The sequence below is a fragment of the Arthrobacter sp. SAFR-044 genome (assembly GCF_051965175.1).
Lineage (GTDB): Bacteria > Actinomycetota > Actinomycetes > Actinomycetales > Micrococcaceae > Arthrobacter.
In genome coordinates this window covers 21164-40334 of record NZ_JBQCMK010000004.1, presented here as the reverse complement: position 1 = coordinate 40334, position 19171 = coordinate 21164, and the positions used below count along the sequence as shown (strand labels likewise).

Genomic DNA, 19171 nt, shown 5'->3' with positions numbered 1-19171 from the left:
CGGAATGACACCGATAAGGATACTAGGGCAGCCCGGAGCCGGGGGTCCGGCCTTCCGGCGGGGGCGGCGGGCCGCCGCCGCGGCGGGCCCTGGCGGCCACCCGGGTAAGGACGTCGGCAAGCTGCGCGGCTGAGTCCTGGCTGCCGCCACTGACGGCAAGGCGCTGGCCGTCAGTCTTGCTGACGACGACGGCGGGGCCGCTGCTGACAAGCATGGCTGCGGTTCCGTCGTGGTGCCGGTAGCCCCACCCGCCATAGTCCGCGGCCCTCACCTCGGCGGCATTGGCGTCGGAAATGGCACCGGCCGGCACGTTCATGACCGGCACCACCCCGGCCAGCAGGACCTTGAGTCCGCGCCGGTCCGCCCTGATGCGGGCGAAGAGGAACGCTGTCCCCACCAGGGCCAGGACCACGAGCAGGATCCCCAGCCAGGGCACCACGACGGCAATGAGGGCCGCCGGGAACAGGGAGGCGATGCCGATCATGACGAAGACGGAACTGCGGGCATGGACCCAGAGCCTGATGCTGTCCCGGGCAAGGTCCGGGTCAAGTTCCTTGGCGATGGCGACCTGGAGCGCCCTGTCATCGTCCGGTGACCATTGCCGGTCAGCCTTGTACACCATGGCCATGGTCACGCCGAGCGATACCGCTGCACCGCTGCCCAGGGCCAGGACGGTCATGTCCACGTGCGACTGCCGGGCGTCGGCAAGTCCGGTCTGTCCGATCAGGCCCGCGGCAAGGGCGGAGGTGATGAACAGGCTGAGGAAGAGACCGGCACCCATCATGATCCGCCGCATCATGACCGGCCGCCCAAGGGGCACCGCCTGGAGCAGGACCAGCCAGCCGGCAACGACGATTCCGGCGGCGCCACCCCCCACGTAGGCGCCAAACGGTGCGAAGGAGGCACCGCCGTCGTCCGTCCAGCGGATGGCGAGTGGCTCCGGAAGGTCCGGGCGCAGCAGCGATGCGCAGTAAACGAAGGCGGCGGCCAGGACCACGGGGAACCCGACGGCGAAACGCAGGGCCTTGGCATCCACCGAATCCAGCAGCTTTCCCATGCAATTAACGCTACCCCTGCGGCGGTCCGGCCAACCCCCAGGCCCCTTTGGAGCAGGCTGTGAGCTGCGCAACTTGCCAAGGCCTGCAGGGATGAAAGAATGCAACACAGTGCCGGAACCGGGACCACCGGCCGGCAGCCGCAACTTCTCTGGAGGCCCTCTTTTGCCAGGCATGAACCTGACGCGCGCCGAAGCCCGTGAGCGCGCCGAACTGATCACCGTCGAGTCCTACGATGTCAGCCTGGACCTGACCCGCGGCGGAGAGGTCTTCGGCAGCACCACCACCGTGAAATTCACGGCGGCGCCGGGATCCGCCAGCTTCATCGACGCTGTCACCCGCACGGTGCACAGCGTGACCCTCAACGGACGGGTCCTTGACCCCGCCACGGTGTCCGATGGCGTACGCATCCAGCTGCCGGACCTGGCAGAGCATAACGAGCTGACGATCGTGGCCGACATGCCCTACATGAACACCGGGGAAGGACTGCACCGGTTCGTGGACCCGGTGGACAACGAGGTCTACCTGTACACGCAGTTCGAGGTCCCCGATTCCCGCAGGATGTTCACCGTCTTCGAGCAGCCGGACCTGAAGGCGACGTTCGCCTTTACCGTCACCGCGCCGTCGCACTGGGATGTCATTTCCAACTCCCCCACGCCCGCTCCCGTGGAGGCCGGGCCCGCCGAAGACGGTGCTTCCCGGTCCGTGTGGACGTTCGCACCCACGCCCCGGCTGTCCTCCTACGTCACGGCCCTGATCGCAGGTCCATACCAGTCTGTCCGCAGCGAGGTCTCCAGCTCGGACGGCCGGGTGATCCCCCTCGGTGTCTTCGCCCGGAAGTCGCTGATGCAGTACCTGGACGCGGACAACATCTTCGAGCTCACGCGGCAGGGTTTCGGGTTCTTCGAGGCGCAGTTCGGCTGCCCCTACCCGTTCGAGAAGTACGACCAGCTGTTCGTTCCCGAGTTCAACGCCGGCGCCATGGAGAACGCCGGGGCGGTGACCATCCTCGAAGGCTACGTGTTCCGCAGCAAGGTCACCGGCGCCCAGATCGAGCGGCGTGCCATCACTGTCCTGCATGAGCTGGCGCACATGTGGTTCGGCGACCTGGTGACCATGCGGTGGTGGAACGACCTGTGGCTCAATGAGTCCTTCGCCGAATACATGTCCCACCTGGCGGCGGTGGAAGCCACGTCCTTCACGAGCGCCTGGACCACGTTCGCCTCCGTGGAGAAGTCCTGGGCGTACCGCCAGGACCAGCTGCCCACTACGCATCCCATCTTCGCCGAGATCAACGACCTGCAGGACGTTGAGGTCAACTTCGACGGCATCACCTACGCCAAGGGCGCCTCGGTGCTCCGGCAGCTGGTGGCCTGGGTTGGCCCCGAACAGTTCATGGCAGGCGTCCGGGAGTACTTCGCCAAGCACGCCTGGCACAACACCGAGCTGCAGGACCTGCTGGTGGAGCTGGAGAAGGCCAGCGGCCGCGACCTGGACCGCTGGGGCCGGCAGTGGCTGGAGACCGCCGGCGTGAACACGCTGGCGCCCGAGCTGAATGTGGACGCCGATGGGACGCTGCGGTCCTTCGCCATCCTGCAGTCCGCTGTTCCGGAGTGGCCCACGCTCCGGCCGCACCGCCTTGCCGTGGGGTTCTACAACCTTGACGACGCCGGCAAGCTCATCCGGGTGCACCGCGAGGAGCTGGACGTCGACGGCGAACGCACCGAAGTGCCGGCGCTGGCCGGCCTGGCCCGGCCGGACCTGATCCTCATCAACGATGACGACCTGGCCTACGCCAAGGTGCGCCTGGACCCCGCGTCCCTGGCCACCGCCACCGCGCACCTTAAGGATTTCGCCGCAAGCCTGCCACGGACCCTCGTCTGGAACTCCGCCTGGGACGCTGCCCGCGACGGCGAGACCCCGGCACGGAAGTACGTGGAACTGATCCTGGCCAACGTTGCTGCGGAGACGGATTCGTCCGTGATCCTGGTCCAGCTCCGGCAGCTGGCCACCGCCCTTAACTTCTATGTGGCCGAGGAACACCGTGAAGCCGCCACGGTTGCAGCCGTGGACCGGTTGTGGGATTTGGCTTCGGCCGTCCCCGGCGGCTCCGACGGCCAGTTGCAGTTCATCAAGTGCTTCGCGCTCCTGGCCCGCAGCGCGTCCCAGCTGGACCGAGTGTCCGGGCTGCTGGACGGATCGGTGGTTTTGGACGGGCTCACCGTTGACCAGGACCTCCGCTGGGAGCTGGTGGCGTCACTGGTTGCCGGCGGCCGGATGGGGCAGGACGGCATCGACGCCGAGCTCCAGCGGGACAACACCTCCAGCGGCCAGAACGCAGCCGCCCTGGCCAAAGCTGCCATCCCCACGCCTGAGGCGAAGGCCGCGGCCTGGGAATCGATCGTGGTCAAGGGAGAGCTGTCCAACGCGCTGCAGGGGTCGGCGGTGACCGGCTTCATGCGGGTGCTGGACCGCTCGCTGCTGGAGCCGTACTCCGAAAAGTACTTCGCCGCGGTGCCGGGCATCGTGGCAACCCGCACCCACGCACTCGCCCAGCAGATCGTCGTCGGCCTCTACCCTGCGCTGCTGACCACGCAGGCCACCATCGACAGGACGGACGGCTTCCTGGCGTCGCTGCCGGCCGAAAGTGCCGCGCTGCGGCGGATGATGCTGGAAAACCGCGACGGCGTTGCCCGCGCCCTGCGTGCCCGTGCCGCCGATGTCCGGCAGGAGGGGAGCCCGGCGTGAGCCTCAGCGAACACCGGTACTCTCTGACGGTCCAGTGGACGGGCAACCGGGGTGATGGCACCTCGTCCTACCGGAGCTACTCCCGCGACCATGACGTGCTTATTCCGGGACTGCCGGTTTTGAAAGGCTCGGCAGACCCCACGTTCCATGGCGACCGGGAACGCTACAACCCGGAGCAGCTCCTCCTGGCTGCGCTGGCGCAGTGCCACATGCTCTCCTACCTGCACGTGGCGGTGAAGCACGGCGTGGTGGTCACGGACTACCGGGATGAAGCCACCGGAGAGATGCGGCTCAACCGGGACGGCAGCGGCCAGTTCGAGCGGGTCACCCTGCACCCGCACGTGACGGTGGCCGATGCCGGACAAGCGGAACTGGCGACCTCGCTCCACCATGAGGCCAACCAGGTCTGCTTCATTGCCCGGAGCGTGAACTTCCCGGTGGAGCACCAGCCCGTGACGGTGGCTCCCTAAGCTGCCCCGTCCTGGAGCAGCTTGACGAGCCGTTGCTCGGTGGCGGGCTGCAGGCCGGCCTTCCGGGGCCGGTCCAGCCCGCGGACGCGTTCATCTTCCAGGGTGTCGGCCAGGGTTTCCTGCCAGGGCCGCAGCACCATCCCCGCCGCCTTGGCTGCCTTATTGCTGCGCGCCATGAAGCCCTCGTGATGGGGCGGGAGCCAGAGCGGAAGGGAATCGGGACCGGACCAGTAGTTGACCCCCTGCTCCACCAGCCAGTCCTCATTGGCGGTGGTAGTGGTGGCGTTGGCGGCGGACGCCTCGCAGCAGGCACCCAGGAGGTCGGCAAAGGGCACCGGATCACCTGTTGCGTTCAGCGGGCCGGTGGTTCCCTGTTCGGCTGCGCGCAGGATCCAGGCCGCCAGGTCCCGGACGTCGATGACCTGCGTGGGCTGCGGGCCGATGTCCGGGACGAGCACCGCCCCCGCGTTGCGGGCAAAGCGGGCCGGCCAGTAGCCGTAGCGGTCGGTGGGGTCGCCGGGGCCGCCGACCAGTCCGGCTCGGCACAGGTGTGCGGTGCCGTTCATGGCCTCCAGGGTGGCTTCCTCGATGGCTGCCTTGGACTCGCCGTAGTTCTCCGCAGTGGAGGGTGTTCCGGGGGCAAGCGCCGGCAGGAGGACGGCGTCCTCTGCCGCGCCGGGAGTGGAGTGGTCCGCATAGGCTGAGCAGCTGGAAACGAAGGTCCAATGCCCGGCCCTGCCGGCCAGGGATGCAAGGGCGTGCCGGGCAGGTTCAGGGTCCCGGGCAACGTCGACCACGGCGTCCCACGTGCCGCCCAGGCCCGAGTAAGCGGCAGGGCCTGCCGCCCGGTCCGCCCTGGCCCACCTGGTGCCCGCCGGAGGTTCACCTGACACTCCCCGCGCCAGGCATGTCACGTCGTGTCCGGCAGCAACCGCCTGCCTGGCAATTTCCCGTGAGAGAAAGGCCGTTCCGCCGAGGATGAGGATGCGCATTGCTCCACGCTACGGCGCTAGGGTTGAAAGAGAACAGAGCAATATCCCAAGGAGTTACACACATCTATGGTCAGCATGTTGTCCATCCTTCCCGACGCCGCGAGCCAGCCCAGTGGCGTGAGCGTCCCAGGTATCGTGATCAGCCTGGGCGTCGGCGTTGCCGTCTGGCTCGTGGCCACGTTCGTCATTTCCCGCATCACCAGGCGGGTGGCGTCGGGGAGCAATTTCTTTAAGAAGCCAACCTTCAAGTGGGCAGCTCCGGCCTTTCGCGCCCTTGACCACGAACGCCGCGTCCAGCGTGCCGAAACCATCGGTTCACTGCTCAACAGCGTGGTGGGCGTGCTGGTGGTGATCATCACCGGCATGTACGTGCTGCAGAACCTGGACATCAACATTGCCCCGCTGCTTACCAGCGTGGGAATCCTTGGTGTGGCCATCGGCTTCGGCGCCCAGCAGCTGATCCGCGACTTCCTGGCCGGGATCTTTATTACCATTGAAGACCAGTACGGTATCGGTGATGTGATCGAAACCAGCGAAGTGGTGGGCGTGGTGGAGTCCATGGGACTGCGCATCACCCGCGTCCGCTCGGACGACGGCGCCATCTGGTACCTGCGCAACGGCGAGATCCTGCGGGTGGGCAACCGGTCGCAGGGGCGCTACGTTCCACTGCATGAGTCCGACGACGGGACAACCGACCAGGGCTCGGCGCACGTTGAGACCAAGAAGACTGACCAGAAAGCCGGAGACTAGCATGTCGCTTCCCATCGAGCCGCGCCCCGGGCAGCGGCCCCAGTTGATGCAGAACGACCCCTTCAGCAAGCCGGACTACACGGACAGCTTCTACGACGCCGTGGGCGGCCACGACACCTTCGTGAAGCTCATTGACGTCTTTTACGACGGCGTGGCCACCGATCCCGTGCTGCGGCCGATGTATCCGGAGGAGGACCTTGCCCCGGCGAAGCGCCGTTTCCTGATGTTCCTCGAGCAGTACTGGGGCGGGCCCACGACGTACGGCGAGGAGCGCGGCCACCCGCGCCTGCGCATGCGGCACATGCCCTTCAAGGTCACACCGGAGGCAAAGGACCGGTGGCTGTTCCACATGCGCACCGCCGTGGACGCCCTGGAACTGCCGCCGCTATACGAAGGAACGTTGTGGGACTACATGGAGCGGGCCGCGCTGTCCATGGTGAACAGCCCGTCCGGCTCCTAAGTCTTTTTCCGGCCGGCGCCTGGCGGTCTGGCCTAGAGCAGGCCGCTGCCGGTCCGTGCCAGGACGTGGCCGCGGGGTCCGGTGAGCCGAAACCAGCGGCCCGCCCGGTAAAGCTTCTGGTCGCCGTCTCCCAGGAACCCCAGCGCGAAGGCCGCGAAGGCCGCGCCGGCGGGCAGGCCGGCGTCGTCCAGTTCCCGTCCCCACACCGAGGCCCGTGCGTTGTTTACGATCAGCGCGCCCGGTTTGTCCGGCACGATCCCTGCGACCTCGGCGATGCCGGCCTCCGCTGCCGCCCGCAGGCGCGCATCGCTGACGGACCCCAGCAGCTCCCATCCGGCCCGTGGAGCGCCTACTCCGGTCCAGGACTCGGTGACAGTGGTGGGCGGAACCGGCAGCTCGACGTCGCTTTCACCTGCACGCGCAAGCCGGTCCAGGACGGACGACAACGCAACGGTGACATCTGTTCCGGACGGCTCCGCCAGCGCCATCGTGCGCAGGCCCAGGATGGTGGGGGTCGCTTCGCCAAGGAGCCGGGGCCGCAGGACGCACACGTACGCGGCAAGCACGGAGCCGGCGGCCTGCAGGCGGATGGCACCGTCGTCAATGGCTTTGGCCCGGGTGGCGAAGGTCTTCAAGTCGGCCAGATCACGTGGATCGGCGAAGCGGAAGGACGAGGTGAGAAGTTCAGTCACATCTAGAACACTACCGGTTGCACTCCGGTTGAGTGGTTTGCGGGCCGCCGTCTAGAGTCGGACCATGACTGAAGCCGAAGCCGGACTGCTGGCGCCGCCAAGTGGCGATCCCACCTCATCCCTGATTGAACTGCTGGACCTTGGTGAGCTTAAGGGCGCCCGGACTGATGAGGACATTTTCCTTGGCCCCTCACAGCGGCAGCCGCACCACCGGGTGTTCGGCGGGCAGGTGCTGGCGCAGTCACTCGTGGCATCGATCCGGACGGTGGATCCCGAACGGTTCGTCCACTCCATGCACGGCTATTTCCTGCGGCCGGGCGATGCCAACAAACCCATTACCTTCGGCGTGCAGCGGCTGCGCGACGGCCGGTCGTTCTCCGCCAGGCGCGTCCACGCCTATCAGGACGGCGTGCCGATCCTGTCCATGATCGCCTCCTTCCAGGGTGAAGACGAAGGGATCGAGCACTCCTCGGCCATGCCGGACGGAATCCCGGACCCTGAGTCCCTGCCCAGCACTGCGGACCTGCTGGGAAAGTTCGACCATCCGGTGGCACGGCACTGGGCGTACGAGCGGCCCTTCGACATCCGGCACGTCAACCCCGCGCTGTATGTGTCAGCGGCCGGGCCGCGGGATGCCAGCAACGCCGTCTGGATGAAGACATTCGGGCCGATGCCGGACGACGCCAACCTGCACCGCGCAGCCCTTGCCTACGCCAGCGACTACACGCTGCTCGAATCCATTCTTCGGCGGCACGGCCTGAGCTGGATCACCCCTGGCATGAATGTTGCCAGCCTGGACCACGCGATGTGGTGGCACCGGCCTGCGCGGGTTGATGAATGGCTGCTCTACGTCCAGGAGTCCCCCAGCGCCCATGGCGCGCGCGGCCTGGCAACCGGCAAGATCTTCAACCGCGAGGGCCAGCATGTCGCCTCGGTGGCGCAGGAGGGCATGGTCCGCATACCCACCGAAGCCGCAGGCGCCTAGCTTCGCAGTCACCGTAACCTCGCAGGCACGCTGACCTCTCAGGCACGCAGAAGGCCGGCACCCCGGACATTGTCGGGGTGCCGGCCTTCTGCGTGGTGTCAGGCCTTACCTGGTTTCCGCGCTGTTAGTCGCGGGTCAGGCGCCGGTGGGTGACGCGGTGCGGCTTGGCAGCGTCGGGGCCCAGGCGCTCCACCTTGTTCTCCTCGTAGGACTCGAAGTTCCCCTCGAACCAGTACCACTTGGAGGGGTTCTCGTCGTCACCTTCGTAGGCCAGGATGTGGGTAGCCACCCGGTCCAGGAACCACCGGTCGTGCGAGACCACCACGGCACAGCCGGGGAACTCGAGCAGCGCGTTTTCCAGGCTGCTGAGGGTTTCGACGTCGAGGTCGTTGGTGGGTTCGTCGAGGAGCAGCAGGTTTCCGCCCTGCTTGAGGGTCAGTGCCAGGTTCAGCCGGTTCCGCTCACCGCCGGAGAGGACGCCTGCCTTCTTCTGCTGGTCCGGGCCCTTGAAACCGAAAGCTGCGACATAGGCGCGGGAGGGCATCTCGACGTTGCCCACCTGGATGAAGTCGAGTCCGTCGGAGACGACTTCCCACAGGGTCTTGTTGGGGTCGATGCCGCCGCGGCTCTGGTCAGCGTAGGAGATCTTGACCGAATCACCGATCTTCAGCTCGCCGCCGTCGAGCGGCTCCAGGCCCACGATGGTCTTGAAGAGGGTGGATTTGCCCACACCGTTGGGACCGATGACGCCCACGATGCCGTTGCGCGGCAGGCTGAAGGACAGCCCGTCGATCAGGACACGGTCATCGAAGCCCTTCTGGAGGTTCTTGGCCTCCAGGACCAGGCCACCCAGGCGCGGTCCCGGCGGGATCTGGATTTCCTCGAAGTCAAGCTTGCGGGTGCGGTCCGCTTCCGCGGCCATTTCCTCGTAGCGGGCCAGGCGGGCCTTTGACTTGGTCTGGCGGCCCTTGGCGTTGGAGCGGACCCACTCGAGTTCCTCAGCGAGGCGCTTGGCTTGCTTGGCATCCTTCTTGCCCTGGATCTCGAGGCGGGCGCGCTTCTTCTCCAGGTAGGTGGAGTAGTTGCCTTCGTACGGGTACAAGTGGCCGCGGTCCACTTCAGCGATCCATTCGGCCACGTGGTCCAGGAAGTACCGGTCGTGGGTGACGGCGAGGACGGCACCGGGGTAGCTGGAGAGGTGCTGCTCGAGCCACAGTACACTCTCGGCGTCCAGGTGGTTGGTGGGCTCGTCGAGGAGCAGCAGGTCCGGCTTCTGCAGGAGCAGTTTGCACAAGGCTACGCGGCGGCGCTCACCACCGGAAAGGTTGGTGACGTCGGCATCGGCCGGCGGGCAGCGGAGGGCGTCCATTGCCTGCTCCAGCTGGGAGTCGAGGTCCCAGGCATCGGCTGCGTCGATGGCTTCCTGCAGCTTGCCCATTTCATCGAGGAGGGTGTCGTAGTCAGCATCGGGGCTGGCCATTTCCTCTGAGATCTCGTTGAAGCGCTGGATCTTGCCGTAGATCTCGCCCACGCCTTCCTGGACGTTGCCCAGGACTGTCTTTTCCTCGTTGAGGGGCGGTTCCTGGAGCAGGATGCCCACGCTGTAGCCCGGGCTGAGCCTGGCTTCACCGTTGGAGGGCGTGTCCAGCCCGGCCATGATCTTGAGGATGGTGGACTTACCGGCACCGTTCGGGCCCACAACACCAATCTTGGCGCCCGGGAAGAAGGACATGCTTACGTCATCAAGGATGAGCTTTTCGCCAACGGCCTTACGGGCCTTGGTCATTGTGTAGATAAATTCCGCCATGGTCTCAAATCTAGTGGGTTGGCGGGCAGATCTCACATTTGCAGCCTGAAAGTCAGCGGGATCAGGAGCCCACGAAGCACTTGCCGCTGGCCAGGACCGGAAGGACAGTGACAGTCACAGCGCCTTCGCGCACCTGGCCGATGACGCAGTCCCTGCCCTGCAGCACGGCAGCCTCGATAGCGTCCGCCTCCAGCCCGGTGGGCGTCCTGCTCTGCGAGACCTGAAGCACTGCCGGCGCGATGCCGGCCCCCGCCAAGGCGTCGCTGACCTGTGCCGTGGCCGGTTTGGGGGTTCCTGTTGCCAGTTTGGCCAGGGTTTCGGAGACGGTACGCTTCACGGTTTCGGTGGCGGCAGCGTCTGCTGCGGCACTGGCTGACGAGTTGGCACGGGCTGACGTGGTGGCCAGCGATTCCCGGCCGGCAGCACTGCTTTGGGCCGGATCGGGGGCCTGGGCCGCCGCTTCCTGCGTGCTGCGCGCTGCCGCCGTTTCCGTTTCCGTTGCCGTTGCCGTCAACGATCCATCGCCGCTGCCTTCAACCCGTTGGTTGTTCGCGGCGGGACCGGCGGAACACCCCGAAGCGAGAGCGGCCAGGACAACACAAGTCAGCGCTGCACCGGCCCGGTTTAGCTGCCGGCGGTAAGGGGTGGGACGCATGGTGCCATTGTGCCATGCGCCCGGTGGCCCAGCCTGTAGGGCCAGCCCTACGCGTCCGCCCGCACCAGTGGGGGAACGCGTGTTGGCGGGCGGACGGAAGGCGGCCGGGGGTGCCACCGATCCGTCCGCCCGGGACTGAACGGGAACGTTGATACCTGATTCGTGTTTCCTAGACTTCGGCGAGTTCCCCGGTATCCAGGTCAAGGGAAGCGAGTTCGCCGTCGTTGTCCTCGATGACGAGGGCTGCAGGGCCGTGGTCGTCGGGATGGCCGTCCTCATGGTCCTCGGGTTCGTCCAAGGCCGGGTCCTGCACGGGGGCATCCTCCGGGGACGGCGGCTGCTCCACGAGGGAGAGCGCAGGCCTGGAAGCGGTACGAATGAAGTTGGCCGATCCAAAGCTGAGGTCGTGCCCCACGGCATCGGCGTCGATGATGGTGGAGTGGTAAACCCGACCGTCCTTTTCCCACGTACGGATCTTCAGCTTGCCCACCACGATGACCGGCTGTCCCTTCCTGATGCTGCAGCCCAGGGTTCCGGCAAGGTTGCGGTAGCCCTGGACCGTGAACCAGTTGGTATGCCCATCACCCCAGGTCTTGGATGCCTGGTCGAAACGGCGGGCGGTGGAACCCAGCCGGAAGGAGGCTGTCGCCACTCCCCCTGGCGTGGTGGAACTCGTTATCTCCGTGGCGACGAAGCCCCGGATGGTGATGATCGTTTCGCTCATGTCTACGTCCTGTCTGGATGGTGGCGCCTGTAGCAGGCATGACCAGCATCGCGCCCGGTGACAGCTGACAGCGCGGTGGGATTTTCGTATGTGGACAAAGGTCCCCAAGTCGCCACGTGTGGAGGAGCAGTGGCGGCAGGTTGACGCTGCCGGCATCCCGGGCAATGTAAACTTTTTGAGGCGCCGGCTTGCAGGCCGGACGCTGATGCCTCAGTAGCTCAGGGGATAGAGCAGCGGCCTTCTAATCCGCCGGTCGGGGGTTCGATTCCCTCCTGGGGCACCTTGGTGGCAAACGCCCCGGTCTTCGGACCGGGGCGTTTGCGCCCCCAGCTATGCGTGCAGCCGGTGCGGGGCCTCCACAAGGGACCGGATCACGCTGCCGGCGGCCCCCAGCAGGGCACCAAATTCCCCCACCGCGGATACTGTTACTTGCCCGGAGTCGTACTTTCCCGGCGCATATTTCCGAAGGCTCTCCAGCAAGGGGGCACGCAGCCAGGGCTCGAGAACCGCGAAGTGGCCGCCGAGGACCACCGAATTGATATCAACCACCCGCGCCGTTGAGGCGAGCGCTATGCCCAGGCAGTAGCCTGCGCGTTCGACGGCCGACACCGCCCCAGGTTCCCGGGCCTCCAGTGCCTGCAGGAGCGCGGACATCGTGGCAGAGCGGGAGCCCCCGTCCGGGGCCAGTCCGGCAGCGGAGAATATGGCGTCCTGGCCGGCTACCGTCTCCAGGCAACCCGTCCCACCGCATGAGCAGTGGCCGCCGTCGGGGTCCACCACAATGTGCCCCACTTCGCCGGCATGCCCCCCGGGGCCGGTGAACAACTCGGAACCGATGACAATCCCGCCGCCCACGCCCACCTCACCGGAGACGAAAAGGAAGTTTGACGCCCGGTCCGGCCGGTGCCGCAGTTCCGCCAGGGCTGCGGCATTGGCCTCATTGAACAGGGCAACCCCAAGCGCTGTTTCGGGCAGCAGGGCGTCAAGGTCGAGGTCCACATTGGCCCAGCCCAGGTTGGGAGCGGTCAGCACGCGCGCCCTGGCCGGGTCCACCAGTCCGGGCACCGCCAGCCCGCCGCCCACGACGTCGACACCCTGTTCCCCGGCCGTGCTCCGCACCCTGGCTGCCAGGCCTGCGAGCGCGGCAAGCACCGGCCGGTCCGGGCTGTTCCGGTTATCGCGCTCCTGTACCTCGCGCAGCAGCACCTTCCCCGAAAGGTCAACCACGGCGGCGGAGATGTAGTCGACGTTGACCTCCATTCCCATGACCGCACGGCTGGGACTGAGCTCCAGCCCCACGCCCGGCCGGCCGCGACCCTGGGGGTTAAGCCCGATTTCGCGGATGACCCCGGCATCGAGGAGGTCCAGCACCAGGCTGGACACTGATGCCTTGGTCAGTCCGGTGGCGCCGGCAATTTGGGCACGGCTGGGGTGGGTGTCCTGCGGGAACTCGGCAATAGCGCCCAGGACCAGCGCAAGGTTGCTGCGCCTCACGTCCCCCACGTTTCCGGGGGCCGCGGATCCGGGCCCTGCCGCTGCTGGCGCCGGCATCACCATGACATAGCTCCTCGGTCAGGCGCTTCCGCCAAAATTTTCGGCGGTCTCAGCGCTGGACTATTGACCCAACCCTACGTCCGCTCATATAGTTCAGGCAATAAACTAAAGCTTCGCAATTCCGCGGCGCAACCCGATCGCAAGGACGCATCATGACTCTCTCCCCCACTCCCGCTGACAAATTCACTTTCGGCCTCTGGACCGTGGGCTGGACCGGCGCCGATCCCTTCGGCGTCGCCACCCGTTCCGCGTTGGATCCGGTCGAGGCAGTCCACCGCCTGGCAGAACTCGGCGCCTACGGCATCACCTTCCACGACAACGACCTTGTTCCCTTTGATGCCGACGCTTCGGAGCGTGACCTGATCCTGAAGAACTTCCGCGCGGCACTGGCGGAAACGGGGCTGAAGGTGCCAATGGTGACCACCAACCTGTTCAGCCACCCGGTGTTCAAGGATGGCGGCTTCACGTCCAATGACCGCTCGGTCCGGCGCTTCGCCCTGTCCAAGGTCCTGCGGAACATCGACCTCGCCGCAGAGCTCGGCGCCGAAACGTTCGTGATGTGGGGCGGCCGCGAGGGCAGCGAATACGACGGCTCCAAGGACCTGGCCGCCGCCCTGGACCGCATGAAGGAAGGCGTGGACACCGCCGCCGGCTACATCAAGAAAAAGGGTTACAACCTCCGCATCGCGCTGGAGCCCAAGCCCAACGAGCCCCGCGGCGACATCTTCCTGCCCACGGTCGGCCATGGCCTGGCCTTCATCGCCCAGCTGGAACACGGCGACATCGTGGGCCTGAACCCGGAAACCGGCCACGAACAGATGGCCGGCCTGAACTTCACCCACGGCATCGCCCAGGCGCTGTGGGCCGGCAAGCTCTTCCACATCGACCTCAACGGCCAGCGCGGCATCAAGTACGACCAGGACCTGGTCTTCGGCCACGGCGACCTCACCAGCGCCTTCTTCACGGTCGACCTCCTGGAGAACGGCTTCCCGGGCGGCGGCCCCAAGTATGACGGCCCGCGCCACTTCGACTACAAGCCCTCCCGCACCGACGGCTACGACGGCGTCTGGGAATCCGCCAAGGCCAATATGGCCATGTACCTGCTGCTGAAGGAACGCGCCCTGGCCTTCCGCGCCGACCCCCAGGTCCAGGAAGCCCTCAAGGCTTCAGGCGTCTTCGAACTCGGCGAAACCACCCTCGCCGCCGGCGAGAGCACCGCCGACCTGCTGGCGGACGCGGCCGCCTTCGAGGACTTCGACGCCGACAAGGCCGCGGAGCGCTCCTTCGCGTTCGTCCGCCTCAACCAGCTCGCCATCGAGCACCTCCTGGGCGCCCGCTAGGCCATGGCTCTCGTCGCAGGCATCGACAGCTCCACCCAGTCGTGCAAGGTGGTCATCCGCGACGCGGACACCGGAGCGCTCGTCCGCCAAGGCCGGGCCACCCATCCGGACGGCACGGAAGTGCACCCGGACCACTGGTGGACGGCCCTGCAGAAGGCCGTGGCGGACGCCGGCGGGCTCGATGACGTCAGCGCGGTCTCCGTCGGTGGCCAGCAGCACGGCATGGTCTGCCTTGACAGTGACGGCGCGGTGATCCGGCCGGCGCTGCTGTGGAACGACACCCGCAGCGCCGGCGCAGCCGCAGAACTCATCGCAAGTGCCGGCGGCGGCGATCCCGCCGCCGGCGCGCAGTACTGGGCACGCACCACCGGCACCGTCCCGGTCGCGTCCCTGACACTGACCAAGCTGCGTTGGCTGGCGGAGAACGAACCGGACAACGCAGCGAAGGTGGCCGCCGTCTGCCTGCCGCACGACTGGCTTACCTGGCGGCTGGCCGGATTCGGACCGGGAAGCGGAGCGGAGGGCTTGGCCGCCCTGGCAACTGACCGCTCGGACGCGTCAGGAACCGGGTACTACTCGACGGCGGAGGGCACCTACCTTCCGGACGTCCTGGCCGTGGCCCTTGGGCACGTGCCCGTCCTTCCCAAGGTCCTGGGACCGCTGGAAGCGGCGGGAAAGACGCCGGAGGGTGCTCTGCTGGCCGCAGGCGCCGGAGACAATGCCGCCGCCGCCCTGGGAGCAGGCGCCAAACTGGGCGACGTGGTGATGTCACTGGGCACCTCGGGTACCGTCTTTGCGGTCTCCGATAAACCTGCGGCCGATGCCTCGGGACTGGTGGCGGGATTCGCCGACGCCGCCGGCCATTACCTGCCACTGGTGTGCACCTTGAATGCCACCCGCATTTTCGATACCACCGCGGCCCTGCTTGGGGTGGATTTGCCGGAATTCAACCAGCTGGCATTGTCCGCCGGGGCCGGGGCGGACGGCCTCACGCTGGTCCCCTACTTCGATGGGGAGAGGACGCCCAACCTGCCCGATGCCACCGGCTCTCTGCACGGCATCACGCGGGCCAACTACACGCCCGCCAACCTGGCGCGCGCCGCCGTCGAAGGCGTGGTGTGCTCCCTCGCCGACGGTTTGGCGGCCCTGCAGGCCCAGGGCGTGTCCGCCCGGCGAATCCTCCTGGTGGGCGGCGGCGCCCAGTCGGCAGCCGTGCAGCATGTGGCAGCACGCCTGCTGGGAACGGCAGTCACGGTGCCCCAGCCGGGCGAGTACGTTGCCGACGGCGCCGCGCGCCAGGCTGCGGCGGCACTCACTGGACGGTTCCCTGCGTGGGCGGCAGCCGCCGTCGACCTTCCTTTGGGAACGGACGACGCCGGCGTGCTGGCCCGGTACCGCAGGTTCGCCTCGCTGTACGCCTAAGGCAGCAACAAAACGGTGCCCAGGAGAAGGGACCCGGACCAACGGTGGGAATACCACCCATGGTCCGGGTCCCTTCATGTGGGGCGCAGGCTCCTGCCAGCTGTGTTGGAAAAACGTGGCAGGAGCCTGCGGTCTTGCATCAGGTCAGGCGTACGGCAGGACAAGCTCCGCGTACCGCTCCTTGACCGTGGCCAGGACGGTGTTTCCGTCCGTGTCCCAGATCTCCTGATTGAAAATTTCCACCTCGATGTCGCCGGTGTACCCGGCGTCGCGCACCCAGGCGCCGATCGTGGCGAAGTCCACCACGCCGTCGCCCATGTATCCCCGGGAGAGCAGCGGGTCTGCGGCGATGGGCATGTTGAAGTCGCACACCTGGTAAGAGGCGATCCGGTGTTCCCGGCCGGCGCGTTCGATCTGTGCTTTCAGTTCGGGATCCCACCAGACATGGAAGGTGTCGAAGGCGACGCCCACCGTTGCGGACTCGAACGGCGCCGCGAGGTCCAGGGCCTGGCCCAGGGTGGAGATGAGCGCCCGGTCCGCGGCGTACATCGGGTGCAGCGGCTCCAGGACCAGGCGGACGCCGTTCTCCTCGGCAAAGGGGACGAGATCCGCGAGCCGGTCGGCCACACGCTGCCGGGCTGCCACCACGTCCCTCTCCCCCGGAGCCAGGCCGCCGACCACCAGGAACAGTTCCCGGGTATCCAGGGCCACGGCCTCGAGGATGGCGGCGCGGTTGTCCGCCAGGGCCGCGGCCTGCCCCTCAGCGTCCGCTGCGGTAAGGAAGCCGCCCCGGCACAGGGAGGAGACGCGCAGTCCGGCGTCCTTGATAAGGCGCGCCGCCTTGTCCAGGCCGGCTTCCGCTACGCGGTCGCGCCAGGGCCCGATGGCCGGGATGCCGGCCTTGACGCAGCCCTCAACCACTTCGGCGAGGGTCCACTTCTTGGTGGTGGCGCTGTTGATGGAGAGGCGGGAGAACGCGGACGTTCCTGATTCGGTGGTCATACTCCCACCCCGTTGATCCGCAGGTAGTCGGACATCCGGAAGGCAGCCAGTGCCGGGTCCCTCAGCAGACCCGCCTGGTCGGCGAGTTCGAAGGTCCTGGACAGGTGGCAGACCGAGCGCCCGGAGTGCAGCCCGCCCACCATTTGGAAGCCGGGCTGCTTGCCGTTGAGCCAGGACATGAAGGCGATGCCGGTCTTGTAGTAGAAGGTGGGGGCGCTGAAGATGTGCTTTCCCAGTTCACGGGTGGAGTCCAGGATTTCGCGCGCCCTGGCGGCGTTGCCGGCGTCGTAGTTCTGCAGGGCCACCGACGCGGCCGGGTAGATCGCAGCGAAGATGCCCAACAGCGCATCGGAGTGGTGGCTGCCGTCGCCGTCGATGAGCTCCGGGTAGTTGAAGTCGTCCCCGGTGTAGAGCCGGACGCCTTTGGGGAGTGCTGCGCGCAGGGCCACCTCGTGGGCGGCGTCCAGCAGCGAGACCTTGACGCCGTCCACCTTGTCCGCGTTGTCCCGGATCAGGCCCAGGAACGTTTCGGTGGCAACGGGAACGTCGTCGGATCCCCAGTAGCCGGCGAGCGCGGGGTCGAACATGGTGCCCAGCCAGTGCAGGATCACCGGCTGGTCAACTTCCTGCAGCAGCGTGGAGTAGACCTTGAGGTAGTCCTCGGGTCCGCGGGCCACCTTGGCCAGGGCGCGCGACGCCATGAGGATAACCTTGGGGCCGGCTTCGGTGATCACGGCGATCTGCTCGCGGTAGGCCTCCAGGACTGCCTTGAGTCCGGCTTCGCCTGCGGGCAGGGCGTCCAGGTCCAGTTGATCAGTGCCGGCCCCGCAGGAAACCAGGTCACGGACCGACTTGCCGGCGGTGGCCGGGTTGTTGGCCGCGACTACCGAGGCAGCTTCCACGCCGGTGCGCTTGATCAGCTGCTGGGTGGCGGCCCAGTCCAGGCCCATGCCGCGCTGGGCGGTGTCCATCGCGTCGGCGACGCCCAGGCCGTAGGACCAGAGCTCGTGGCGGTAGGCCATGGTGGCATCCCAGTCGAGCCGGGCCGGGGCTCCCGGGGTGTTGTCAGCGAGGACCTCGGGGATGACGTGGGCTGCAGCGTAGGCCCTCCGGGCGGTGAGCGGCGCGGTGGGGCGGGCCCAGGGCGTGGCGCCCTGGAGCCGGTACTCCCTGGTGCCGCCGTCGTAGGAGGGAAGGATAAGGGAAGTCATTAGAGCGTGATCTCCGGGATGTCGATAGTGCGGCGTTCGTCGTTGGACTGGAGGCCGAGTTCGGCGAGCTGGACCCCTCGGGCGGCGGACAGCAGGCCGAAGCGGTGTTCGCGGCCAGCGACCACGTCGCGGAGGAACTCTTCCCACTGGAGCTTGAAGCCGTTGTCCAGCTCAGCGTTGGCGGGAACTTCCTGCCACTGGTCGCGGAAGGACTCGGTGACGGGCAGGTCCGGGTTCCAGACCGGCTTGGGCGTGTGGGCGCGCTGCTGGGCGACGCACTTGTTCAGGCCGGCCACGGCTGAACCGTGCGTGCCATCCACCTGGAATTCCACCAGTTCGTCACGGTAGACGCGCACTGCCCAGGAGGAATTGATCTGGCCGACGACGTCGTCGCCGCCCGGGGTCTCGAGTTCGAAGATGCCGTAGGAGGCGTCATCGGCAGTGGCCTTGTATTCCTTGCCTGCCTCGTCCCAGCGGGCGGGGATGTGGGTGGCGGTCTTGGCATTGACGCTCTTGACCTTGCCGATGATGCCTTCGAGGACGTAGTTCCAGTGGCAGAACATGTCCGTGGTCATTCCACCGCCGTCTTCCTTGCGGTAGTTCCAGGACGGGCGCTGTGCTGCCTGGATGTCGCCTTCGAACACCCAGTAACCGAACTCGCCACGGATGGAGAGGATGCGGCCGAAGAAGCCCTCGTCCACCAGGCGGCGGAGCTTGACCAGGCCCGGGAGGTAGAGCTTGTCGTGCACGACACCGGCAGTAACGCCGGCCTCCTTGCCGATGCGGGCCAGCTCGATGGCCTCTTCCAGCGTTTCCGCGGTGGGCTTCTCCGTGAAGATGTGCTTGCCTGCCAGCATGGTCTTCTTGAGGGTGGCGGCGCGGAGGCTGGTCATGGACGCGTCAAAAACGACGTCGACAGTGGGGTCGTTGATCACGGCATCCAGGTCGGTGGTCCATTCGGCGACCTTGTGCTTCTCGGCAAGCTCGCGGATCCTGGCCTCATTGCGGCCCACCAGGATGGGTTCAACCTGGACCCGGGTACTGTCCGCCAAGGTAAAGCCGCCGGCATCGCGGATGGGCAGGATGGAGCGCAGCAGGTGCTGACGGTAGCCCATCCGGCCGGTGATGCCGTTCATGGCGATACGGATGGTTTTGGTTTCGAAGCCCATGTGTCCTCCACGGTGAGTGAGCAATGTAGTCAAGCGGTTCGGGAAAGCGCGTTCCCGCTGCTTCCATGATGCACGGCGCGGTGACACTTGGCAAGCGCTTTCCGGAAGTAGTTTGAACTGACATAATGTGATCAG

General features: G+C 67.0%; 17 protein-coding genes and 1 tRNA gene. 8 read left to right on the top strand and 10 right to left on the bottom strand.

Going from position 1 to position 19171, the window contains the following annotated elements:
• Positions 1 to 22 precede the first annotated feature (22 nt).
• Positions 23 to 1057 carry a hypothetical protein gene (locus ACTHQS_RS07545; RefSeq protein ID WP_440167494.1) on the bottom strand — a complete coding sequence of 345 codons (1035 nt, stop codon included), beginning with the start codon at positions 1055 to 1057 and terminating at the stop codon, positions 23 to 25.
• 172 nt (positions 1058 to 1229) lie between these two features.
• Between ACTHQS_RS07545 and pepN the strand changes: the two genes are divergently transcribed.
• Positions 1230 to 3803, top strand: a complete 2574-nt coding sequence (gene pepN / locus ACTHQS_RS07540) for an aminopeptidase N (protein WP_440167492.1) — start codon at positions 1230 to 1232, stop codon at positions 3801 to 3803.
• Positions 3800 to 4273: an OsmC family protein gene (locus ACTHQS_RS07535; RefSeq protein WP_440167491.1), complete on the top strand. Its 474-nt coding sequence runs from the start codon at positions 3800 to 3802 to the stop codon at positions 4271 to 4273. Before pepN ends, ACTHQS_RS07535 begins: the two co-directional genes overlap by 4 nt.
• On the opposite strand, the gene ACTHQS_RS07530 is transcribed toward ACTHQS_RS07535, so the two are convergent.
• A complete protein-coding gene (locus ACTHQS_RS07530; protein WP_440167489.1) occupies positions 4270 to 5265 on the bottom strand; it encodes an NAD-dependent epimerase/dehydratase family protein in 996 nt (331 codons plus the stop codon). The two genes, ACTHQS_RS07535 and ACTHQS_RS07530, sit on opposite strands and share 4 nt — an antisense overlap.
• Before the next feature lie 66 nt (positions 5266 to 5331).
• On the opposite strand from ACTHQS_RS07530, the gene ACTHQS_RS07525 reads away from it, so the two are divergent.
• Together ACTHQS_RS07525 and ACTHQS_RS07520 are read left to right on the top strand one after the other, a co-directional pair.
• Positions 5332 to 6015: a mechanosensitive ion channel family protein gene (locus ACTHQS_RS07525; protein WP_440167487.1), complete on the top strand. Its 684-nt coding sequence runs from the start codon at positions 5332 to 5334 to the stop codon at positions 6013 to 6015.
• Position 6016: 1 nt separating this feature from the next.
• Positions 6017 to 6475 carry a globin gene (locus tag ACTHQS_RS07520; protein ID WP_440167485.1) on the top strand — a complete coding sequence of 153 codons (459 nt, stop codon included), beginning with the start codon at positions 6017 to 6019 and terminating at the stop codon, positions 6473 to 6475.
• A gap of 32 nt (positions 6476 to 6507) precedes the next feature.
• On the opposite strand, the gene ACTHQS_RS07515 is transcribed toward ACTHQS_RS07520, so the two are convergent.
• Complete coding sequence (locus ACTHQS_RS07515) at positions 6508 to 7167, bottom strand: hypothetical protein (protein WP_440167484.1); 660 nt, start codon at positions 7165 to 7167, stop codon at positions 6508 to 6510.
• Positions 7168 to 7231: 64 nt separating this feature from the next.
• Here ACTHQS_RS07515 and ACTHQS_RS07510 point away from each other — a divergent pair, with 64 nt between their 5' ends.
• Complete coding sequence (locus ACTHQS_RS07510) at positions 7232 to 8152, top strand: acyl-CoA thioesterase (protein ID WP_440167482.1); 921 nt, start codon at positions 7232 to 7234, stop codon at positions 8150 to 8152.
• Positions 8153 to 8276: 124 nt separating this feature from the next.
• On the opposite strand, the gene ettA is transcribed toward ACTHQS_RS07510, so the two are convergent.
• The 3 genes from ettA to ACTHQS_RS07495 form a co-directional block, all read right to left on the bottom strand.
• Positions 8277 to 9959: an energy-dependent translational throttle protein EttA gene (gene ettA / locus ACTHQS_RS07505; RefSeq protein WP_440167480.1), complete on the bottom strand. Its 1683-nt coding sequence runs from the start codon at positions 9957 to 9959 to the stop codon at positions 8277 to 8279.
• Between the two features lie 61 nt (positions 9960 to 10020).
• The gene (locus tag ACTHQS_RS07500; RefSeq protein ID WP_440167479.1) at positions 10021 to 10614 is read right to left on the bottom strand and encodes a DUF6993 domain-containing protein; all 594 of its coding nucleotides are present in this window, start codon (positions 10612 to 10614) and stop codon (positions 10021 to 10023) included.
• A 169-nt stretch (positions 10615 to 10783) separates the two neighbouring features.
• Positions 10784 to 11338 carry a single-stranded DNA-binding protein gene (locus ACTHQS_RS07495; protein ID WP_440167477.1) on the bottom strand — a complete coding sequence of 185 codons (555 nt, stop codon included), beginning with the start codon at positions 11336 to 11338 and terminating at the stop codon, positions 10784 to 10786.
• Positions 11339 to 11545: 207 nt separating this feature from the next.
• Between ACTHQS_RS07495 and ACTHQS_RS07490 the strand changes: the two genes are divergently transcribed.
• A tRNA-Arg gene (locus ACTHQS_RS07490) sits at positions 11546 to 11618 on the top strand.
• 50 nt (positions 11619 to 11668) lie between these two features.
• Here ACTHQS_RS07490 and ACTHQS_RS07485 read toward each other — a convergent pair.
• The gene (locus ACTHQS_RS07485) at positions 11669 to 12895 is read right to left on the bottom strand and encodes an ROK family protein (protein ID WP_440167475.1); all 1227 of its coding nucleotides are present in this window, start codon (positions 12893 to 12895) and stop codon (positions 11669 to 11671) included.
• 149 nt (positions 12896 to 13044) lie between these two features.
• On the opposite strand from ACTHQS_RS07485, the gene xylA reads away from it, so the two are divergent.
• Both xylA and xylB read left to right on the top strand, forming a co-directional pair.
• Positions 13045 to 14232, top strand: a complete 1188-nt coding sequence (gene xylA / locus ACTHQS_RS07480; RefSeq protein ID WP_440167473.1) for a xylose isomerase — start codon at positions 13045 to 13047, stop codon at positions 14230 to 14232.
• Between the two features lie 3 nt (positions 14233 to 14235).
• The gene (gene xylB / locus ACTHQS_RS07475; protein ID WP_440167471.1) at positions 14236 to 15654 is read left to right on the top strand and encodes a xylulokinase; all 1419 of its coding nucleotides are present in this window, start codon (positions 14236 to 14238) and stop codon (positions 15652 to 15654) included.
• A gap of 144 nt (positions 15655 to 15798) precedes the next feature.
• On the opposite strand, the gene ACTHQS_RS07470 is transcribed toward xylB, so the two are convergent.
• Genes ACTHQS_RS07470 through ACTHQS_RS07460 form a run of 3 tightly spaced genes read right to left on the bottom strand, consistent with a single transcriptional unit; the run spans position 15799 to position 19036 of the window.
• On the bottom strand, positions 15799 to 16656 hold the full coding sequence (locus tag ACTHQS_RS07470) for a sugar phosphate isomerase/epimerase family protein (RefSeq protein ID WP_440167469.1): 858 nt from the start codon (positions 16654 to 16656) through the stop codon (positions 15799 to 15801).
• Positions 16653 to 17867: a dihydrodipicolinate synthase family protein gene (locus ACTHQS_RS07465; protein WP_440167468.1), complete on the bottom strand. Its 1215-nt coding sequence runs from the start codon at positions 17865 to 17867 to the stop codon at positions 16653 to 16655. The genes ACTHQS_RS07470 and ACTHQS_RS07465 overlap by 4 nt, the downstream gene beginning before the upstream one ends.
• A complete protein-coding gene (locus tag ACTHQS_RS07460; RefSeq protein ID WP_440167465.1) occupies positions 17867 to 19036 on the bottom strand; it encodes a Gfo/Idh/MocA family protein in 1170 nt (389 codons plus the stop codon). The genes ACTHQS_RS07465 and ACTHQS_RS07460 overlap by 1 nt, the downstream gene beginning before the upstream one ends.
• Positions 19037 to 19171 lie beyond the last annotated feature (135 nt).

Coding starts and splice junctions, on each gene's coding strand:
- ACTHQS_RS07485 (WP_440167475.1), bottom strand. CDS start 12,895: ATGGTGATGCCGGCGCCAGCAGCGGCAGGGCCCGGATCCGCGGCCCCC.
- ACTHQS_RS07470 (WP_440167469.1), bottom strand. CDS start 16,656: ATGACCACCGAATCAGGAACGTCCGCGTTCTCCCGCCTCTCCATCAAC.
- ACTHQS_RS07460 (WP_440167465.1), bottom strand. CDS start 19,036: ATGGGCTTCGAAACCAAAACCATCCGTATCGCCATGAACGGCATCACC.
- ACTHQS_RS07520 (WP_440167485.1), top strand. CDS start 6,017: ATGTCGCTTCCCATCGAGCCGCGCCCCGGGCAGCGGCCCCAGTTGATG.
- ACTHQS_RS07465 (WP_440167468.1), bottom strand. CDS start 17,867: ATGACTTCCCTTATCCTTCCCTCCTACGACGGCGGCACCAGGGAGTAC.
- xylA (WP_440167473.1), top strand. CDS start 13,045: ATGACTCTCTCCCCCACTCCCGCTGACAAATTCACTTTCGGCCTCTGG.
- ACTHQS_RS07500 (WP_440167479.1), bottom strand. CDS start 10,614: ATGCGTCCCACCCCTTACCGCCGGCAGCTAAACCGGGCCGGTGCAGCG.
- ACTHQS_RS07495 (WP_440167477.1), bottom strand. CDS start 11,338: ATGAGCGAAACGATCATCACCATCCGGGGCTTCGTCGCCACGGAGATA.
- ACTHQS_RS07530 (WP_440167489.1), bottom strand. CDS start 5,265: ATGCGCATCCTCATCCTCGGCGGAACGGCCTTTCTCTCACGGGAAATT.
- ACTHQS_RS07510 (WP_440167482.1), top strand. CDS start 7,232: ATGACTGAAGCCGAAGCCGGACTGCTGGCGCCGCCAAGTGGCGATCCC.
- ACTHQS_RS07525 (WP_440167487.1), top strand. CDS start 5,332: ATGGTCAGCATGTTGTCCATCCTTCCCGACGCCGCGAGCCAGCCCAGT.
- ACTHQS_RS07545 (WP_440167494.1), bottom strand. CDS start 1,057: ATGGGAAAGCTGCTGGATTCGGTGGATGCCAAGGCCCTGCGTTTCGCC.
- xylB (WP_440167471.1), top strand. CDS start 14,236: ATGGCTCTCGTCGCAGGCATCGACAGCTCCACCCAGTCGTGCAAGGTG.
- pepN (WP_440167492.1), top strand. CDS start 1,230: ATGAACCTGACGCGCGCCGAAGCCCGTGAGCGCGCCGAACTGATCACC.
- ettA (WP_440167480.1), bottom strand. CDS start 9,959: ATGGCGGAATTTATCTACACAATGACCAAGGCCCGTAAGGCCGTTGGC.